The sequence below is a fragment of the Fulvivirga kasyanovii genome (assembly GCF_009711405.1).
Taxonomy (GTDB): domain Bacteria; phylum Bacteroidota; class Bacteroidia; order Cytophagales; family Cyclobacteriaceae; genus Fulvivirga; species Fulvivirga kasyanovii.
Window position 1 is genome coordinate 1 of record NZ_SMLW01000564.1, and the last position, 20047, is coordinate 20047.

Consider the following 20047-nt stretch of genomic DNA (forward strand, 5'->3'; position numbering starts at 1 on the left):
CTTTTTAATGGCTTCCACCATAATTTCAGAGTGTTTCGGAGGTACCACATCATCATCAGCCCCATGAAAAACCCAAAACGGCACTTTGCCGGCATAGCGTTTTGCACTTTCAGGATGACCTCCCCCGCAAATGGCAAAAGCTGCAGCAAAAGTATCGGGCCTTCTGCTCACCAACTCAAATGTACCCATACCTCCCATGGACAGCCCTCCAACATACACCCGGCGCTTATCTACATAGGATTCGTTTAAGAACTTATCCAGCAGGCCTGAAACCAATGCAAGTGACTTATTGGGACTACCGCCATTCTGAAATAGAAAAATCCTGCCATCATCGGTTATCTTTTTCTCCACATTTGCCCAGTAGTCGTTTTCAGGGCATTGAGGAAAAATAACTATGGCCGGATAGTTATCCCTTTCTTCCAGAAAGAGTTTACTCCCATGAACCAGTTGCTTTTCATTGTCATACCCTCGTTCGCCGGCACCATGAAGAAAGAGTACTACCGGATACTGCCTGGCTTTGCTGAAATTGCCAGGCCATAATACCCTGTATTTTAGTGTATCTACACCAGAGACGAAATATTCCTTTTTAAAAGGGTTCCTGTCCTGTGCCATAGCAGAATGCATAAGTAAAAAGCCTAGTATGACCTTAATCCATGTCTTCATAGGTAAAGCCAAGTTTGTTTAGTCCTTCTTTCACTTCCGGGGCATTCATAAACAGCTTCCAGAGCAGCCCTGTTCTGTAGTTTTCGACCATTACAGGGATAGGTCCCTGATCAATGGCGAGGTAATGTGGTTTATACCAGTTCTTTTCGAAACTAAATGCATCGTAAGGGCCATATTCTCCTACAAGACTATCTGCTTCGGTGTACATAAACCTCAAAAAGTCCATGCTATGTTTTGGTGTATATGGGAATGAGGATAATGCTGCAGTTGGTGAAATCACACCCAGGTCGTGCCCAGGGTGGTGACCGGCATATCCCTTAGGAGAATAACTTGAAGTAAGTCCCCAGCACTTCTCTCCGTATCCTTCATAATTTTCAGGATTTTCCACACAGTACTCGTAGTGGATCAATGCATGGTTCTGGTTAAGCTTCCAGTAATCTGCATATTTATCCTTAAGGGTTCTCGGATCAAGGCCGAGGTAAGAATAATGTGCCCAAAACAGTGGCCCAACAGGATCGTTATTAGTCTCGTAGTGATCGAGAATGGTCTCATACCCCATATAGGTGGTATCGCGGGTAATGGAGTCGTTGCGTGCCCAGCCTTGATGATAAACCTCTGGCTCTATCGGAAAGGTAGGTGAAGCAGCAGCAAGCACATACATGATCAGGCACTCATTATAACCGCCAACCGGAAAGTTCATATCCCAGCCATTGTTGGGTGACCAATGCCAGTACAATACATTTTCACCTCCTTTGGTGTACCAGTTCCATTCCACACCTTTCCAAAGTTCATCTATTTTGGCTGCCAATTCTTTTTCCGCTTCATTGCCATCTTTAAAGTACTCCCGTACAGTTAGCAGGCCCTGTACCAGAAAAGCGGTTTCCACCAAATCCCCTCCGTCATCTTTGGGGCTAAATGCCTTCACCTTACCGGTTTCGCCCATTAGCCAATGCGGCCATGCGCCATGAAAACGGTCGGCCTTTTCAAGGTAATCAACTATCTGCTGAAACCTTTTCAGCCCCTGTTCCCTGGTAATAAAGCCACGCTCAATACCCACCAATATAGCCATCAGACCAAAGCCTGAACCTCCTGTTGTGACCACATTTTTATCATTCTGGGGGTAAACACCATCCATATGTGTTCTTTCCCGGCCTAATCCTGAAACCGGCTCTGCATTGTCCCAGAAGTACTGAAATGTCTGGTATTGAACCAATGTCATCAGGGAATCGTCGGAAATGATACGTGCAATATCTCCGGATTCCACTTCTGTTGATTGTGGCTTCTGGCTACATGAAGCAGCCAGTATTAAAAGAGTAGTTATAAAGAGGTATAAATATTTGGTCATCCTGATTTTAATATGAGGTAAAACTTAATTTATCTAATCCGTTTTTAATTTCGTTGTTAGCCATAAACAAGTCCCAAAGCAGTGCGGTACGATAATTTTCTATCATGATAACTATCGGTCCCTGATCTATGGCAAGGTAAGAGCTGGCCGTCCACTCTTGCGTAAAGTTAAATGCATCATAAAACCCATACGTCCCCCAGAGCTTGTCTCCAAGCAAATAATAAAAATGCTTTATGGCTTCCATTGAGTATTCGGGAGTATAAGGCATGGAAGAAATGGCAGCCGTTGGCGTAATCACTCCAAGATCGTTATCAGGCGAATGGGCCGAGTACCCTTCATGATTATCGCTGGCCGTAAGCCCCCAGCTTGCATTGCTGTAGCCTACGTAATCTTTCGGGTTAGCTATGCAGTGCATTCTGTTGATCGAGGTATGGTTTACATTTTGGATCCAGTAGTTTGCGTACTGGTCCTCAAGGTGGCGGGGATCCAGGCCAAGGAAAGAATAGTGCGCAAAAAACAATGGCCCGCCGTATGCACTGCCCACCGGGAGTTCAATGCCATAATATTCATTGCCATTTTCCATTTCTCCGTTGCCAGCCCAGCCCTTGTGATAAACTTCTGCATCAATGGCATGTGTGGGCGAAGATGCCGCCAGCACGTAGACGATCAAAGACTCATTCCACCCGCTGATCTGGTGGTTCATATCCCAGTCGTAGTTGGGAGACCAATGCCAATAAAGAACCTCCTCGCCTTCGCGAGTAAACCAGTCCCACTCTACCGCTTCCCATAGTTGGGTGATGGCAGATTTTATGGCAGCTTCCTGGGTATCTGCATCGTTCAGGTATTCTCGCACCGTGAGCAAACCCTGGATCATGAATGCAGTTTCTACAAGATCGGCACCATCATCTTTCTGACTAAATGGTATTACTTCTCCTGTATTACCATTTACCCAGTGGGGCCAGACTCCATGAAAGCGATCGGCGGTGGACAAAAAATCAACTATTGTCTCAAGCCTGTCCATCCCTTGCTGGCGTGTGATAAACCCTCGCTCTATGCCTACAAGGATTGTCATTACTCCAAATCCGGAACCCCCAATGGTTACCACATCACCGGAAGTATTGCGCTCTCTGGCCAGTCCACTGGTAGGGTGGGCAAAATCCCAGAAATATTTGAAAGTCTGCTCCTGTACTTTGGTAAGTAATTCTTCATCCGTTATTTCAGGGAATTTGTAAGTAGAGTCAAGCTGTGTATAAAAAGTCAATTCGTAACCGGAGAAAGGCTCGTTATCGGTACCTTTTAATGTTTCCAGTAACTTCAAATTATATTTTTTCAGATATTCCAGGGTATTGGAACTGGTCACACTAACCATTTTACCATCCTCAGAGGTTATTACCGGGGCAACAGCGCCTGATATTTGGAGCGCTTCCTCAAAAGATTCCATATCCACCGGACCGGAAAAACTGAATGTGAAGATCGGATTTACCTTAACATTGGTAATCAGAGATTTTTGACCAATAGTGTTCCCATCTATTACAACTGACAAAAGCTTCAGGTCTTCCGGTTTGGTTTTAAAGCTGAAAGATACGGCCGTAGCACTTCCTCCACCGGCTCCTTTGAGCTGTTCGGATATACTTAAGGTATAGACTGTGCTGCTTTCCAGAAGGGTAGCCGGATGAATTAGCACAGTATTCTGTGCTGAAAGTGTAGCTTCAAATGCCACGTCCTTACTGTCTGAGGTCAATGAAATGGCGGATAGTAAAGATGTTTCATCTAAAGCTCCGGTAAAGATCAATGTTATAGGCTTGTCAACAGGTAAACCTTCGGTTGTTTCACTACCGTCGATACTGATTGCTGTTGAGCCCATAAAGGCCTGCTTTAAGCCAAACGGCTCCTGGCTTGCATCATCATCGTTGCAAGAAAGCAGGCTCATCATGAGCACGGTAAACAAAAAACAACTTTTCAATTTCATATTCCTGAACAAAGGATCGCTTACGGTTTATCTTTTAATATAATCAATCCACATCATCTACCAGCGCCTGAATTTCATCTGCTGAAAGCGCCCTGTTAAATATTCTCACTTCATCGATTTCGCCGGTTAAGAAGCTGGCCCATGGCTGTGACCCAGTAGCAGAAGTTAAACTGGGTGTAGTCTGGAACTGATAGGTTCCGAATACCATAGGACCTACATTTTCGAAAGCCAAAGGGCCTGTCCATGCGGCAGGAGTTGTTGATTTTAACTCTCCATTGATGTAGTATTTGATTTCCGAAGAGGTGGCGTCATAAGTTAGCGTGTGGTTAGACCACTGACCAAAAATATTAGTTAAGTTAGTGATGCCAGTAACCCAGGTTTCACTTGCACCATTGGTAACGTGTGCCTTCATATTTGCACCATTAGTCAAATTGCCACCATCTACAAGCACCTCGATGTTGCCCCAGAAGGAACTTACGTTTGACAGACTGACCAACCCAAATGAACCGTCTATTCCCGATTCATCACCTACATAATCCACCTTTGCCCAAAATGACAGGGTAAAATTCTCGACTCCGGCTAATGTATCTCCCGGGAAAAGTATGTATGACTCATTAGCTGCATCCAAGCTAAGTGCATTGCCTTTAATGCCGTCGGCAAAACCAGGTGCCCCGCTAGTAGTAGCGCTCTTTTCACTTATAATATCAAGGAAGACATCTCCTTCGAAAGGCATATAAAAAATCTCTCCATCCTCGGGAAAATATTCGTTGGTCACTATAAAAGTTACAGACTCGGTAGTTTCTTTACCTGAAGGATCTATTGCTGTTACCGCAACAGTGTGTTCACCAATCGGAAGATCTTCATAGGTAAAAGAATTGTTGGCATTCCTGTAGTCTACAAAACCTGAAAAACTTGCCAATTCTGCACCATCCAGCGCTATGGTCACAGACTTCACTTCAATATCATCAGTAGCCTGGAATTTAAATGTAACATCAGTACTGTTTTCGGTAAAGGGAATAAAAACATCACCCACCGGATTACTGATGGTAACTACAGGTGCAGACTCATCCGGTCCCGGATCTACAGCCGAAATATCATCTATATAGCCGTCATCGCAACCAAAGGCGAATATGGCTCCCATTATGTATAATTTATATAATTTCATTTTTGCTTAGGTTTAATTTTGTTCATACTCCGCTAACTGAGGCAACAGATCAAGCTGACCCAATGGATATGGCAAGTATTTGTCCTCTTCTTCAACGTAATTTCTGCCATCATAATCAAGCTCCTCAGTCCTGTTGTGACGTACAAGGTCATAAAACCTGATTCCCCACTCCATGGCAAATTCTGCATACTTCTCATTCAGCACATCTTCCAATGTAACTCCTGAGATATCTCCAAGGCCAGCTCTGTCGCGTACCTCATTCAAGGCAGCGTCAGCACTCATTACACTGCTCGTAGCTCCTTGAGTAAGGGCTTCGGCATGCATCAACAAGATCTCTGCATAACGTATGCATATAAAGTTTTTGTTGGTACCATATACAGTCCTTCCGGGAGTTAGTTGGTTGGAAGGCAGGTAGTGTTTTCCACTAGAAAATATCGACCTTGGATTTGGTGAACCGTCAGTTTTACCAATAATATCACCATCCCTGGTTTCATTGGAAACCCATGCCGGAAGTGTGGCATAAGCAGGGTCAGACTTTATTTTCGCTATGCCTTCCTCTGTGAAAAGTACGCTGGTTTCCAGCCTAACGGTTTCTCCTCTATCCAGCATGAACTTGATATACTTCTCCGTAGGCTCCCAGAAGCCCCAGCCTCCACCAGCACCCGCAACTGCGGGAGCGTAATCGTTGGGACCAAAGAATTCATACAGGTATGAGAAATTTTGCCCTGAGCCTTGTCCAAGGTCTGAGTACTGTAGCTCAAGAATATTCTCGCTGCTCAATTTGCCGGGGATCTTGAATAGCTCATAAAAATCAGGATATAGGGTAAATGCACCCGACTCAATGATTTGTCCGGTAGCATTGGCTACTTCCTGGTAGTTTTTAAGCTCCAGGTTGGCCAGCGCTTTTACCGCAAGGGCGGTATAGCGGGTAATACCACCCGGGATGTCCGTCCTTTGGTTGGGATGCACATTGGGCAGCAAAGGTATGGATGCATCCATTTCAGCAGAAATATGCTGCATCACTTCTTCACGCGAAGATACTTCAGTGGTATATAGTTCGTCAGTCGAAGAGCTGGTTGGGATCAATAAGCCACCCCAGAGCCGTGAAAGCTGGAATAAGGAAAATGCTCTCATCACTCTGATTTCAGCCATGTACTGATCGGCTTCAGCCGGATTTGGTGCATACTCCTTGTAAAGCGCTATCTGCTCCATATTAGCATGGTAGTCGATGATGTCGGAGTAAAGGTTAAGCCAGGCTGAATTGTACATCCAGAATGACCTGTCGTAGCGGTACACATCGGTAGCCAGCAAAGGCTCCTGATCACCATTCGGGTCTACATCATCACCTCTTACTGATATCAGCGGATAGGTCTCCCATTGCAGTTCATATAGCTTAGCGTATGCGCCTGTCAAAAGACGGAACATATCCTCGGTCTTTGTGTAGTCAACGCCGTCAAGCACTACCTCATTTTCGAGGGGCTCGTTCAGAGAGTCGTCGCACGACACCACGATCAGTGAAGCCAGTGTCAGACTCATTATATATTTTAAAAACTTGATAGGTTTCATAACAATCAGTTTAAAAATTTTAAAGTTTTATGTTCAGACCTATGGTGTAAATGCCTGGAATAGGATAAGTCTGGCGGTCAATACCATCGGCTACCTCCGGGTTGAAGCCGTTGTAATCAAACACAGTCAGTGGTCTCTCCGCTGTAAGTGTAATCCTGACATCCGGCATGGGTGCCCCGAACAGTTCTCTATTGATCAGGCTATAGGCCAGCCTTACGTTTTGGATTCGGAAATAAGAACCATCCTCTACAAAGTAATCACTCATGCTCAGGTTATAGGCCTTTCTCAAACCTGCCGCTGATGGGTATTCGTTTGAAGTACCTTCTCCTCTCCAAAGGTTATCCGCAAGGTCAGCATCAATGTTGGTATCTGTGGTGAACAGCATTTCGCCTCGCTTTCGGTTAAGTATGCTGTGGCCAGTTTGTCCCTGGAAGTTGGCTGTCAATTCTATGTTTTTATAATTAACACCGATATTGAACCCATAAGTTAACTTAGGTAAATATGAGCCTAACACCACACGGTCAAGGTCATCTATCACCCCATCATTGTTTTGGTCTTTGAACCTGAAATCACCGGGAATAATATTATTGGCATCAATAAATTCCTGGGTCAGGCCACTACTGCTGATCTGCCCTTCGTTTTGGAATACACCTTCCACTTCATACCCGAAAAAGGCTTCTATGGGTTCTCCGATGATCGATCTCTGACGAAACTCTTGTTGACCCGCATTCAGATAAGGCTGCCCGCCAAGGTCTCTAACTTCATTTTTGAGAGTGGCAAGGTTACCACCAATGGAGTAAGACAAGTCCTCAGAAATGTTGTCAGACCAGTTGAGTGCCAGTTCAAGTCCTGAATTACGGATAACACCTCTGTTCCTTCTAATTTGGTCTCTAACCAATGGCAACACAATAGGAAGAGCCGCATCCTCAGTATCCCTGATATAGTAGTCTGCTTCAAGCGACAGCCTGTCTTCCAGGAACCTTGCGGTTATACCTATGTTGGTTTCCTCTGTAGTTTCCCACTTCTCCAGCAGGTCGTAAAAAACATCTGCTTCATTACCCAGCACGAGTATGCCATCTATTGCGGTTTCAGTACCTACCAGCGTAGGTTTACCCACTGCGGCAGGTGAAGAGTCATTGCCCAGCTTACCCCAGCTAGCCCTGAGTTTAAGGAAATTAACCGGTTTAACATCGAAGAAGCTTTCTTCAGACAGCACCCAGCCAACACCTACAGTAGGGAAATTGCCCCACTTCTCCTGGAATTTGTTTGTACCATCCCTTCTGAAAGTACCGTAGATCAGGTAACGGTCATCATAGTTGTAGGAAATCCGTCCGAAATAGGAAGTGCCATAGAATTTACCCAAATCATTATTTTCATCGTCAAAATCCCCTACTTCTCCAACATCGATAGCTCCGTTATCTATGTACCAGTACTCCTCGTTATCCGGATTTGGTGAAGGGTTTAACTCTGTGCCTTTGGCAAAAAGCAGGTCAGCGGTTTCGCTACGGTAAGAGTAACCTCCCATGATGCTGAAACTATGTGCTCCAATATTCTCATTGAAAGTCAGGATGTTGTCCCAGATCTCATCAAGGGAAGTGGTGTTCTGTTTTTTAATTCCTGACAATACCGGTGAAAGCCCGTCATGGTAGGCAAAGTCCACGGTTCGCTGATTTACAGAGCCGAAGTTGTAATTGTAAGAGGTCTTGAATGATAACTTGTTGGGGATGATCTCGAAATCGGCGTAGAAATTGGCGAGTATTTTAGTGACTTTGAACCTGTCGTCGTTATACAGCAGGTCATAAAAAGGATTTTGTGAGTTTCTGTAACCTAAAATCTTGGCATTGGACAGGCTAAAAGGTTCCGCATCCGTGTTTTGATCGTCATAAACCGGCAGGATAGGAACTGCAAAATAGGTCTTGAACCACACTGCGTTATCAGCAACATACCTTGTCGCATTACTGATGTTGACGTTACCCCCTACATTCAGCCAATTAGTGGCATCAAAGTCCACTTTGCTACGGAAGTTGAAACGCTCATAGTCATTGCGGGTATGTTTTAACAAGCCTTCCTGGTCGAAGTAACTTGCGCCCACGGCATAACGTGAATTCTCCCCTCCTCCACTGATGGTTATAGAGTGGTTTTGGATAGGTGCCGTCTGCAGCACTTCATCATACCAGTCGGTATTTACATCAGGTACGTTAGGGTTCACCCGGCTTCGGCCATATCGCTGAAAGGCGGCATTGAGAAAAGCAATATCGGCTGATGATCCGGTTTCCCTGACGTATTGAGAAAACTGCTCCGAATTAGCCATTTTAATTACATTTTGTGGCACTTGCACACCGTAGTAACCATCGTAAACAATTTGCGGTGCCTGGTCATACGATCCGGATTTAGTTTCGATAAGTACTACACCATTAGCAGCACGCACACCGTAAATGGCAGCGGCAGAAGCATCTTTCAGTACCGAGATGCTTGCAATATCAGCGGTATTCAGAAAGTCGATGTTATCGAAAAACATACCATCAACCACGTAAAGCGGGTCAGAATTTCCCTGTAGGGAACCTACACCCCTTACCCTAACTTTGGGGCCTTCCCCAGGCTCACCACGGCTTACGATCTGGACACCGGCCACTTTTCCCTGAAGGGCCTGCATGGCCTGGCTAGTAGGAGTCTTCTGTATCTCTTCAGCCTTCACGGTAGCAATGGCAGAAGTAAGGTCTTTTTCCTCCTGTGTTCCGTATCCAACTATTACAATTTCGTTCAGTGAAGTAATATCACTTTCCATACTAACGTCAATGACACTTCTGCCATTCACATTAACACTTTGCGTCGCAAATCCTATAAATGAAAAGATGATAACATTTTCATCTTCATTAAGGCTAAGCGAATAGTTTCCGTCAATATCGGTGACTGTACCTTTGGTGGTATTTTCCACCAGTATATTAACACCAGGCAACGGCTGTCCGTCGTCTGCTGATGTCACCTTTCCACTAACTGTCGTTTGCGCCCTTGCACCGGATAAGACGGCCAGGGCAAGCATAAGGGAGAGTAAATATTTTAGCATAAGGTTATTGTTAGATTATCGTTTTCCGACCGGGCTGTCCCAAATCGTGAAATAATGGTAATCGGGTTTCCATACTTAAACAAGAAACAGGAAATGATTTCTGTTAAAACAATCTATTTTTTGCGCTTTAAAAACATGATGTTGTTGCGCTTTAAAAACAATGATACGATTGAATCAGGAGGTTTTTATTACTGAAAACGTTTGCATGTATCGCATTAATAGCAGGAACAGGGATTTTTAAAATTTAGCCTCAAAAAATGTCGACCAGACCCAGTTTTTCGGAACTCTGTAAATAGTCAAAATTCTTTGTAATGTTAACTTAGAAAATGAACGTTCGAGTCCATTATAACGCCGCAGATATAAATCTGTATATGCCCTTTGAAACTGATATTTAAAACCGATAGTTTAGTAACTCTAACCAACAGCTCACCAACCATAACAAGCTCATGAAAAAAGAAATGACTGAAATAGAACTCCGGGAATTGGAAAAGCAACTGGGGTGCCCCAGTGGAGAGATGGGTATAGAACTAGGTGGCAACATGCACGAAACCAATATCGGAATGACCCTGAACACTATTGAATTTCTGGACCTGCAAGGCGGAAGCTCCGTACTTGAACTGGGACATGGAAACTGTGGCCATCTGGAAAATTTGCTGGAGGCAGCAAGTAACCTCAGCTATCACGGGCTGGAAATTTCGAACCTGATGCATGAAGAAGCCCAAAGGCTCAATCAGAAGGCAATTGCAGGTCACAAGGTAGATTTTAAGCTTTATGATGGTGAGAATATCCCTTTTCCGGAAAATCATTTCGACAGGATCATGACAGTAAATACTATTTATTTTTGGCAGAACCCGAAGAGGCTAATCAATGAAATTGGCCGAAGATTGAAACCCGATGGCTATTTCGTGATAACGTTTGCTCAAAAGGATTTTATGAAGAACCTGCCTTTTGTAGGTCAAAACTTTACCCTGTACAACAAAGAAGATATTGAAAAGCTTGTGGAAGGATCAGACATGAAAATTATCGGATATTGTGATAGAACTGAAGAGGTAAAAAGCAAGGCCGGGGATAGTGTAGAGCGATTTTACTCGATGGTGAAATTGAGCAGGAAATAGTGGCTTATTAAACTTCCAATGTGTGGTAAAACCGGTCTGCTCAGAAGTACCAACGGTAGAATTCTAATCCTTCAAATACGCAGGTTTGCCCAGAATAAATGACGGTATCAGCCCCTCTAAGAGCCGCTATTACACCATTAACGATAGATGAATATTTTTCACATTTGTATTGGAGAAGACAGTAGGCACATTCGAGATACAGAGGTTAATTATTCATTCACCTAAAAATAAAGACGATGTCATTTCAAGCGTATTTAGACAACATTCAAACTAAGACAGGAAAAGCACCCGAAGATTTCGAAGCATTGGCAGCAGAAAAAGGGTTCACCCAGGATGGACAAATCAGGCAAGGGGTAAAAGCTACGGAGATCACCAACTGGTTAAAAGATGAGTATAAGTTAGGACATGGTCATGCCATGGCTATCTATGCTTATATTAAAGGTAAGCGAGAGTAGGGCGAAGTTTTTCTCACGTCAGCTTATTTTCTCTCTTGTAGTTTTTTGCCGGCTTCTGTAGGTAATTAAAAGCAAATCAATGAAATTGGTGTGCCCCATTGATTAACCAGCAGAAGTTTTATGGAAAAAACAATCGTGATTGGCAGCGGCCTGATGGGCAGCTCGGCAGCCTGGCAGCTTTCCCGGCAGGGAGAGCCGGTATTGGTCTTTGAGCAGCAACCAAGTGTTTACAAAAATGGATCAAGCTACGGTGAGTCACGTATTGCCAGGAGCCTGGGGCCGGAAGATGACATTTTCTCCTACCTTCACAACAAATCGGTAGCTGAGGCAAAGCAGTTAATTTCGTTTTTAAACGCTGCATCAAATGGCACAACACATAGCATGGAGGATATCTACACGCATTCGCCTGTAACCTATGTGTTTGACCATACGAGTATCGGAGAGGTGGATGCCATATGCCATGAAAAGCAGACTGACGCTTATAAAGTAGCATCGCATACCCATGCTCATGAGGTTTTAGGCATGACTATCCCTTCATCCGATACTGTGATCAGGGAGTTCACTGACTACTGCGGAACTTTTAATCCCAGAGTTTTAATTACAAAGCTCCATGAGGGCATCTGGCAATATGGTAACAGGATTTTGTATGGACATAAAATAGCCGGCATATCCCGAAAGCATGGGCATTATGAAATTGAAGCCGTTGACCTTCATACGCAGGAAACAAAATTATTCCGTACAGAAAAAATGGTAGTCGCGGCAGGGCCATACACCGGAGAGTTGCTAAGGCATATCGCTCCACAATTCAGCAAAATAATCACCCCGAAACGGGTATTTACTGCCTTCTTCAAAATAAAAGACACAGTGTACAATGCCTACTCTGATCATGAAAAGGAGGCCATATGGCAGTCTCAGCCCTCCTATTTTCAGTATGATGGCCTGTTCTACTCCATGATCGACCGCATTGATGATGACGGGCTACCAGTTTTCAAAGCAGGTGCCCATGGCATTTATCATACGATTGAGAATATGGATGAGTGCTGGAATACCCAGCCGTCTGATGAAAATGTAGAATGGGTCCGGGAGAGATTGTACAGGTACTTAAAGATGCTTAACATTTCCATTCTAGAATCTGATTTGGAATATGTTCATAGACAAACCTGCGTTTACTCACTGACAGCTTCCGGCATACCTTTTGTCACACCCGCAACACCAAGTGACAGCAGCATGGTAGTCATAGGCGGCATGAATGGCATAGGAGGCAAGGGAAGCCTATGCTACGGTTTAATAGCTGCAAATCTTTTGCTAGGAAAGGAGGAGGATGAAGCCATGTACAAAAAGACTCTAGCGGCTTTAAGAAAATAAAAACTAGTCTAAGGCATCCCGGCTAAGTACGATTTTTTCATCAATGGCTTTTGTAATAGTTCCTACGACTTTATCGAGACTTAGACATTCCTGTTCAATTCTATGATAAAAGCTTTTTAGCTCGTATATATCCTGAACATGATTTGCTAAATGGGCCAGGCCCAGCAGGCGTGCCACGGGAGCCCTGAGTTGGTGAGCGTTGATAAAGGCATACTCTTCGAGTTGCCGGTTACGAATGGTCAGCTCACTGGTTCTTTGCTTTACCTTCTCTTCCAGTAGAAGGGTCATCTTCTTGCGGGACCTGTATCTAAAAATGAGCAACATGAAAATTATTATTAATAGTATCAGCAAAACTGTTAAATAGTACACTTTTTCGCTGTTTCGCTTAACGGCAGATTGCAGGAGCTCCTTTTCCAGTCTGGCCTTGTCCATTTCGAACTGATGCTGCCTGTCAAGGTCATTTTTAATAATGTCGGAAACCTGACTTAGATTATAGATTTTCCGGTAAAGGCCGAAAAAGGCTTCATGCGCAGCCAGGGCATTTTCATAATCGTTTAAATAATCGTAAGCAACATATCGCCAGTTGTTAACCTCCATGTTTTGCTTAACAGACAGCCTTGAAACGTCATACTGAAAGTTTACTGTTTCCTTAGCCAATTTCAGTGCTTTTCTGTGATCATTCAAGTATTTATGGGCCTGAAATTTGCCGAACAATTGTTTAAACTTTAAATAATAACTGGAATCAGAAATTTCTATTTTGTCAAATACTACCAATGCTTTTTCCGGTTTTAGCCTGGCCAAAAGGATATTACCCTGGGTAAGGTATATCATACTGCGTCCATATGCGTTGGGATACTTCTCTATTACCTTTTCTGCCAGCATGTTATAATGCCAGGCGCTATCTGTTTGGTTCTGGATCAGGTAGATCTCAGATATAGTAAGGAGTTCCACTATCGATTGATCTTCTTCGACATACACTAAAGACGTTTTGCAAACATCAAGAGCTCTCTCATAAAGTCCCAAAACCATATAAGTATGCGCTATATTGCTCAATATATAGGATGAAGAAGCTTGTTCCTGGTTAAAGAAACTTCTGGCACTTGTAAGAATCCTCATTGCGGAAAGGTAATCTCCATCCCTCATGAGCCTTACTGCCATATTGTTAAGGGATCGTATTACCTGGGTGCTGTCCTTCTTATTTAAGAAGTACTGATATGCCTGCTGTAGATAGGTACTTTCATGGGCATATGTCCTGGTATCAAGCATGCCCTTCAATAATAAAATGTTCCCTTCATTGTAATCAATTCCTGATTTTTTAATTTCTGAATCCAGCACATCAAGATAAAATGCCGCCGAATCGTTGGCAAAGTCAAGAAAGTGCAGGTATGCCTTGAGGTATGTGAATTGGTGAATGGCATCTATATCCTGTTGTTTTATCAATTGATTTCTCACAGCATCCAGCATCTTAAATGCTTCTTCCCTATCAAATTTGTGAAGTATGAGAATTGAATCATACAGAGTACTGTATGTCGAATCTGGTTCTTTCGAATAACCTTTACATTCAGGCAGGTTTATTACAATACCAACAAGTATTGTTAATAAAAATTTGAACGGATTCATGCTACTAAAGTGTTAGTTGTCAATGAATTATAAAGTTAGCTAAATTTCAAAACTGACGTGTCAACTTATAGACACTTATGGCAGGAGTTATGATTTAATTTGTGGTCAATGTAAATTAAATAGATCATGCAATTATATCATCTTGCCTGAATCATTCCGAAGTAGTACATTTGCCCTTCAATCATAAAGGGGACCTTAGCTCAGTTGGTTTAGAGCGCCGCCTTGACAGGGCGGAGGTCGTGGGTTCGAATCCCTCAGGTCCCACCAAAAGCAAAAACCGGTCAAAATTAATGATTTTGACCGGTTTTTGTGCTTTATAGAGTTCGAACCCCTGAAGGTCGTTGGAGTTCAACAGTAACAGTAGACATTAAAGATTACTAATGAGTGCTAAATCGGAAAGTCATGTAGGGAAGAGCTGTAATAAAAGTAAAAACGTACCGAACATAGCTAATATACCTGCCTTACTTCTTTTATTTTCTTTATGGCCAATTCTGTAATATCCCAGGTTAAGCGGTGATAAAATTCTAACTAAACCCTTTTAAACAGAAGCTTATAACCCAATATACCCAAGGTTGGGTATTGACAAAGTCAAGCAGCATTGATTAGCTTTAAATTTCGCACGGAAACATAAAACTGACTTTCGGAAAGTAGATTGTGTAGTTGGGAAAGTTTTGAATGAACTTTTAGAGTGAATTAATTAAATTAAAAGTGCTTGTTATGCCCGATTTTAGCCGTTTGTAAGTACTTGTAATTGGATAAGTGTTTGTTGTTCAGATTATAATGTATGAATAACTATATGTTAAATAACAAGCATACTGTTATATAGATGTTAGGCATCAGCCCCCTTAATCACAGATAATGGAAGAAAAATACATTGTAGCTCTAAAAGAAATTAAGACTCCAGACATCACTGACAATTACTCACTTCAATCTTGGAAAAGTAAAGCCATAAATATTGTGACAAGAATTTATGGCAAGGATAGTAAACAGGAAGAGCAGATTAATTTAATACGATTCAAAACCTACCCAACATTTGGATCCTACTCTCCACGTGGTGGCTCAAAAACTTTTGGTGGGGGCAATAATGCTGCTCATTGTCAAAAGCAAGCGACAGAAGTGATTGACGGACTGATAACAGACATTAAAAATTTTGGGATTCCAGAAAAGGACGTTGCAGTAAATAGCGACAAAATAAACATTACAGTCAACCAAAATCAATCGCAAACCATCAACATTAAAATTCTTGTTGACGCACTTCAGAACGAATTGACTGGACGACAGCTAAATGAAGTACAGGAAATTATTGAAGAGGATATGGACAAGCAGGAAAAGAGAAAAAAAATAATAGATAAAATCAAGAGTTTTGGAGGTGATATTGCTTCAAATGTCATAGCTAATATTTTGACTAATCCTGCAATTTATGGTGGAATGTAAAAACCGAATGCCTAACATCAACTAAACGCCATGGCTGGTGGTTGGCGGATTGACAAGTCAATCCTTTTTGCTACTTTTAGGCGGACGTTTTGGTCTGCACTTCGTTTGACCGCCACGTCCGTTTAGTAAGAGCGTAATATGCCAATGTGCTTGACAAGGATCATAAAAGTTTAAATTATTTCCAATGCTCCCGGACCAACTTCGTAGTGAATACAGATTATACAAACCTGGTGAAGAGTGGGAATACTATTTAGAGTCCATTGGTGAATATAGCTCTGTCGATAATGAGTTCCTTAGTCAAATCTGCTACGAACATTATGATAGATTTAACTCCTACTTTCCGAAGTTTGACTTGACTAGAAGCAGAATTAGCCGAATTAAACTTACAACTAAGGAGGTTTACGATCTTATCAAATATGATGGGAATACGGAATTAGATTTTTGGTATGCACATATCGACGGTGAACATTGGAAAGGTAAGCTAAGCTTTTACCAAGTTCTCAGCTCAATAGTCGAAACTGGTACATGGTTCCTCCCCCCAGTGATCATTAGACATGAACTAGCGGAAACATTAGGGGATAGGCTATACGGGCAGCCAATTCATCTAATAGAGGGGACTCATAGAGTATCTTATTTGAGAAGATGGTACGAATTAGGAAATGTTCCAGCCACGAACAAACACGAGTTTATTATATTAGAGTGACGGTAATTCATAGGGGATCACAGGGGTGTCTATTACTAATATAACAAATACACCCTCTGTCTTTCAGACATCTCCCTCAAGGGAGAACTTCCAACTTTACCTCGGCCACTGAGCCTGTCGAAGTGCAATATATCCAAGGTTGGGTATTGACAGAGTGATTGGATATTGACTAGCTTTAAGTTTTGCCCACAAATGTAAAAATGCCTTTAGGAAAGCGGATTCTGTAGTTGGGAAAGTTTGGGAGGAGATTGTTGAGTGAATTGATTAAATTAAAGTGCTTGTTATACCCGATTTTTGTCATTTGTAAATGCTTGCGATCGGTTAAGTGCTTGCTGTTCAGTTTATAGTATGCGAATAGCTATATGTGAAATAACAAGCATACTGTTATTATAGATGTTATAGCCTATACCATCCTAGAGCAAAATATGGAAATTATTGAACGCTTTGTTGATTTAAATTTGGATTCACTTGCCTCTATTGCAACACCTGAATGGGATCCTTTTTACATCTCAAAAAAAAGTCTAACTGATAACAATTTCATAGATCCAGAAAAGGAAGAAATTGAAGGCCAGATTGCTTGGAAGGCAATTCCCAGCCTAATTGAAGATTCAGAGATTTCAAAACTTGAGCAAGAATTGAAATTTAAACTTCCAGATAGTTTCAAGTACTATCTGAAGTACAAGAACTTTTTCGAATTGGACGTTCTCTCTAATGTGTTAATGTTCACGCCACTTATGCCCGAAATTTGGGCGAAGAAAATCTTGGATTCGACTTTTAATGGTTATCCCAGAGAATTCATCTACGACAAAGGGCTAATTCCTTTTACAAACTATTCAGATTGGGGACTGACTTGCTTCAACACTAATAATTCCTCTGAAGGTTCAGATTATCAAATTGTGGTTTGGGATCACGAGAATCCTGAAGAATTTGAAACCAAAGCAAAAAATTTCGCTAGTCTATTGGAATCCATTGTTGACAACTACGAGAATAACAAGGATGGTGTCATAATAATAGAATAACAGGCTATAACAGGCGCTCATCGGGCATATGTCTTAGTCCTTTCTGGAACTGTGGTGAGGATTTGCTAATTTTATCTGAACTTGAACAGCCGGGACATACGCCCGATAGCTGATCGTTGCCAGCCATTGGGTCGGGACATAGTTGACACTAATGGAAGTAACTAGAACTAAATAGAATCACAGAAAACTTTATCAAAACGACATAGACTCTTGACAAGTCCTTCAACTCAAATTAAATGGACAAATCCTTACTAGTTATACTGGTTAATATAGCGTATTGTGTCATCTACATAATTGCTTGGTTCATGAGACACCAACAGAATCGAGAGCATTTAGTAACTAATGCAAACAATCAAAAGGACATCGAGTACTTCGCCTACTCATATATGGGATTGTATATAATACCCATGATTGGAATTACGCTAATTCGGAACTCATATGTGTTTAATAACTGGTTCCCAATTGGATTTATAGTCCAATTCTTAGTTCAGTTTGTATTATTGGTTTGTTTTATTCTCCCCGACAAAAAACCGAATAGATATATTGCATCACATATAGTTGTATTCTTCCTAGCATTCGGGTTGATAAACGGACTTTTTAGAAAAGATCCCAAGTATAGTAAAATTGAAATGACGCAAGTTGAGGTGGAAAAATTATCAAAAGACGTTGAAGAGTTTAGCATCGATATTACAACTAAAATAAAAAGAATCAACGAGGACATGAATTCTGCTCTGTTAGAAATTAAAGAAAGGGATAAGCAAATAAAAGCTATAAATGATGCCCTTAAGCTGAAGGAAAATGAGCACAAAAGAATTTCCGAAATAATTGAAATAGACAAAGAAAGGGCAGAACAAATACTGACAGCATTGAATGTTCGTCCTCCGACAATTTTGGACAGAGTGCTAGACGGAACAATTGGTGCGTTAATTGGAATATTCCTAACCTTTCTATCAAAACAACTATTTTTACTAAAGAAAAGTAATTGAATGGTTGAATGACTATTTCTTAAGAGTGAAGAAGACCCAACGGCTGCCAACAAAATGTATGTGCCATATTGGGGCTCGGTTTAAGTTTTTAGTTTTATCTTTCAAACAACGTTTGATGTTGTGGGACAATTTACTAATCTTAAACCCACAAAGTCACATACATAAACGTTAGGTTTCATGCCGGCACGCAGAGGATTATCCTTATAACTATTGCAGGTCAAGTCAACTACATACTAAAACTTGCAAAATAGCTTAATTTTATTTTTGCACTTAACTCTCCACTTTCATAGACTAATAGCTTTATGAAAGTCTACACAAAGTCTTTCCAGGTGTAAACAAGTGTTTACAAACTCATGCTCCACCTTGGAAATCAATTATAGCCCTGATATCCTCATTGAAAAAGTTCGAAATTGAGACTTCGGGGTCCACAGACAAAAAAACACCTCCTGCGCACAGTATGGAGGTGTTTTTTGTTTGAAAATGGTTCGAATCCTTTTTGGTGTTTTTCGTTTAAAGACCCTCTTAACGTTCTACGATATTTAACAATTGTTACGATAATATACCCAAGGTTGGGTATTGGCAGGCTTTCTTTTGATGCATGGCTTGTTTATTTAATCGATAATAAGAGTTTGCAAATGTTTGTTGTGGGCTTAAAGGGAATAGTAAAATGGCCTTAAACGTCGTCTTTTGCTATTTTTGAACTACTAAAAAAGAAATATCACACATAATGCGTGATGTACGAATGTTAGGCATCATTGATATGAATAGAAACGCAGTTCTGGACATATATATAAAGAACCAAATTGAAAATTTCTCGGAAGAAGAACGCGAAGAGGAATTGTATGAGGTATGGGGCAGCAATTGGTCAAACGTTGAAGGTTGGGAATTCCTATCTTCTGAAATCAAAGAATCAATTAATAATGGGACACTACCTGAGGATTATAAAGACAAAAAGTATGACAGTGTTCTATTTTTTAAATTTCGCGATAGATTTAAAGGTTTTCGTAATGACTATCTATCTATACAAACTGGATTGCGAATAAACTCTGGCAATCCAACCAAACTAGAATCATGTCCTTGTTGCGGTATGAAAACGATTGAGAAAAGATATGATTTTGAAATCTGCACGGTATGCTGGTGGGAGGATGATGGACAGGACAATGAAAATTCGGATACAATTCTTGGTGGACCTAACTATGGTTTAAGCTTAACGAAGGGAAGGTTAAACTTTCTTAGACACGGAATATATGATCCAGAACGAAATGATTTAATTGAAATTAAAGATGAGCCCAATAAATTTGAAAAAGGAAGATCTTTTGAAATACAAAACAACTTTCTTATCGAACTCGGAACTGAATGGAAAACTAAAATAACGAACGCCTAACAAGCAATATAGTCAATGGTGATTTCGGTAGCCCGTTATTATCTCATCAGATTTTTAAGTCCTCGCGGACAGAAATCAGCTCGATAATGCACCACTTGCCATATTGAGTACGTTGCATTTATTATATTTTAGGGTTGAAACATTTGAATAGTCTTGATAGGGCGTCCTTGAAAATTAGTTGAGAAACAAACATT

Annotated in this window: 14 protein-coding genes and 1 tRNA gene; 8 read left to right on the forward strand and 7 right to left on the reverse strand. The window is 41.6% G+C overall.

Features of this window, described 5'->3' with window-relative positions:
- The 6 genes from E1163_RS14290 to E1163_RS14315 all read right to left on the reverse strand — a co-directional run.
- Positions 1-663, reverse strand: a 663-nt coding sequence (locus E1163_RS14290) for a carboxylesterase family protein (RefSeq protein WP_246223691.1), incomplete at its 3' end; no start/stop codon positions are given.
- Entirely contained in the window at positions 647-2008 is a 1362-nt protein-coding gene (locus E1163_RS14295) for a glucoamylase family protein (RefSeq protein WP_155172951.1), read from the reverse strand. The genes E1163_RS14295 and E1163_RS14290, both read right to left, overlap by 17 nt.
- A gap of 7 nt (positions 2009-2015) precedes the next feature.
- Positions 2016-3941, reverse strand: coding sequence for a glucoamylase family protein (locus E1163_RS14300; RefSeq protein WP_246223692.1), 1926 nt, complete (start codon positions 3939-3941; stop codon positions 2016-2018).
- A gap of 79 nt (positions 3942-4020) precedes the next feature.
- On the reverse strand, positions 4021-5142 hold the full coding sequence (locus E1163_RS14305) for a LamG domain-containing protein (protein ID WP_155172955.1): 1122 nt from the start codon (positions 5140-5142) through the stop codon (positions 4021-4023).
- A gap of 12 nt (positions 5143-5154) precedes the next feature.
- A complete protein-coding gene (locus E1163_RS14310; protein WP_155172957.1) occupies positions 5155-6708 on the reverse strand; it encodes a RagB/SusD family nutrient uptake outer membrane protein in 1554 nt (517 codons plus the stop codon).
- A gap of 19 nt (positions 6709-6727) precedes the next feature.
- Positions 6728-9772: a SusC/RagA family TonB-linked outer membrane protein gene (locus E1163_RS14315; RefSeq protein WP_155172959.1), complete on the reverse strand. Its 3045-nt coding sequence runs from the start codon at positions 9770-9772 to the stop codon at positions 6728-6730.
- A 446-nt stretch (positions 9773-10218) separates the two neighbouring features.
- Here E1163_RS14315 and E1163_RS14320 point away from each other — a divergent pair, with 446 nt between their 5' ends.
- The 3 genes from E1163_RS14320 (at position 10219) to E1163_RS14330 (ending at position 12707) form a co-directional block, all read left to right on the forward strand.
- A complete protein-coding gene (locus E1163_RS14320) occupies positions 10219-10887 on the forward strand; it encodes a class I SAM-dependent methyltransferase (RefSeq protein ID WP_221418002.1) in 669 nt (222 codons plus the stop codon).
- A 236-nt stretch (positions 10888-11123) separates the two neighbouring features.
- Positions 11124-11342 (forward strand): DUF4287 domain-containing protein, encoded by a 219-nt coding sequence (locus tag E1163_RS14325; protein WP_155172961.1) that lies wholly within the window; start codon positions 11124-11126, stop codon positions 11340-11342.
- 120 nt (positions 11343-11462) lie between these two features.
- Complete coding sequence (locus E1163_RS14330) at positions 11463-12707, forward strand: FAD-dependent oxidoreductase (protein ID WP_155172963.1); 1245 nt, start codon at positions 11463-11465, stop codon at positions 12705-12707.
- Between the two features lie 3 nt (positions 12708-12710).
- Here E1163_RS14330 and E1163_RS14335 read toward each other — a convergent pair whose 3' ends face one another.
- On the reverse strand, positions 12711-14327 hold the full coding sequence (locus tag E1163_RS14335) for a tetratricopeptide repeat protein (protein WP_155172965.1): 1617 nt from the start codon (positions 14325-14327) through the stop codon (positions 12711-12713).
- A gap of 189 nt (positions 14328-14516) precedes the next feature.
- On the opposite strand from E1163_RS14335, the gene E1163_RS14340 reads away from it, so the two are divergent.
- The 5 genes from E1163_RS14340 to E1163_RS14360 all read left to right on the forward strand — a co-directional run bounded on the left by E1163_RS14340 (position 14517) and on the right by E1163_RS14360 (position 19853).
- Positions 14517-14594: transfer RNA gene (locus E1163_RS14340), tRNA-Val, on the forward strand.
- Between the two features lie 591 nt (positions 14595-15185).
- Positions 15186-15761: a hypothetical protein gene (locus E1163_RS14345; protein WP_155172967.1), complete on the forward strand. Its 576-nt coding sequence runs from the start codon at positions 15186-15188 to the stop codon at positions 15759-15761.
- Between the two features lie 1128 nt (positions 15762-16889).
- On the forward strand, positions 16890-17483 hold the full coding sequence (locus E1163_RS14350; protein WP_155172969.1) for an SMI1/KNR4 family protein: 594 nt from the start codon (positions 16890-16892) through the stop codon (positions 17481-17483).
- A 305-nt stretch (positions 17484-17788) separates the two neighbouring features.
- On the forward strand, positions 17789-18469 hold the full coding sequence (locus tag E1163_RS14355; protein WP_185156090.1) for a hypothetical protein: 681 nt from the start codon (positions 17789-17791) through the stop codon (positions 18467-18469).
- 760 nt (positions 18470-19229) lie between these two features.
- A complete protein-coding gene (locus tag E1163_RS14360) occupies positions 19230-19853 on the forward strand; it encodes a CPCC family cysteine-rich protein (RefSeq protein ID WP_185156091.1) in 624 nt (207 codons plus the stop codon).
- The last annotated feature ends 194 nt before the right edge of the window (positions 19854-20047 follow it).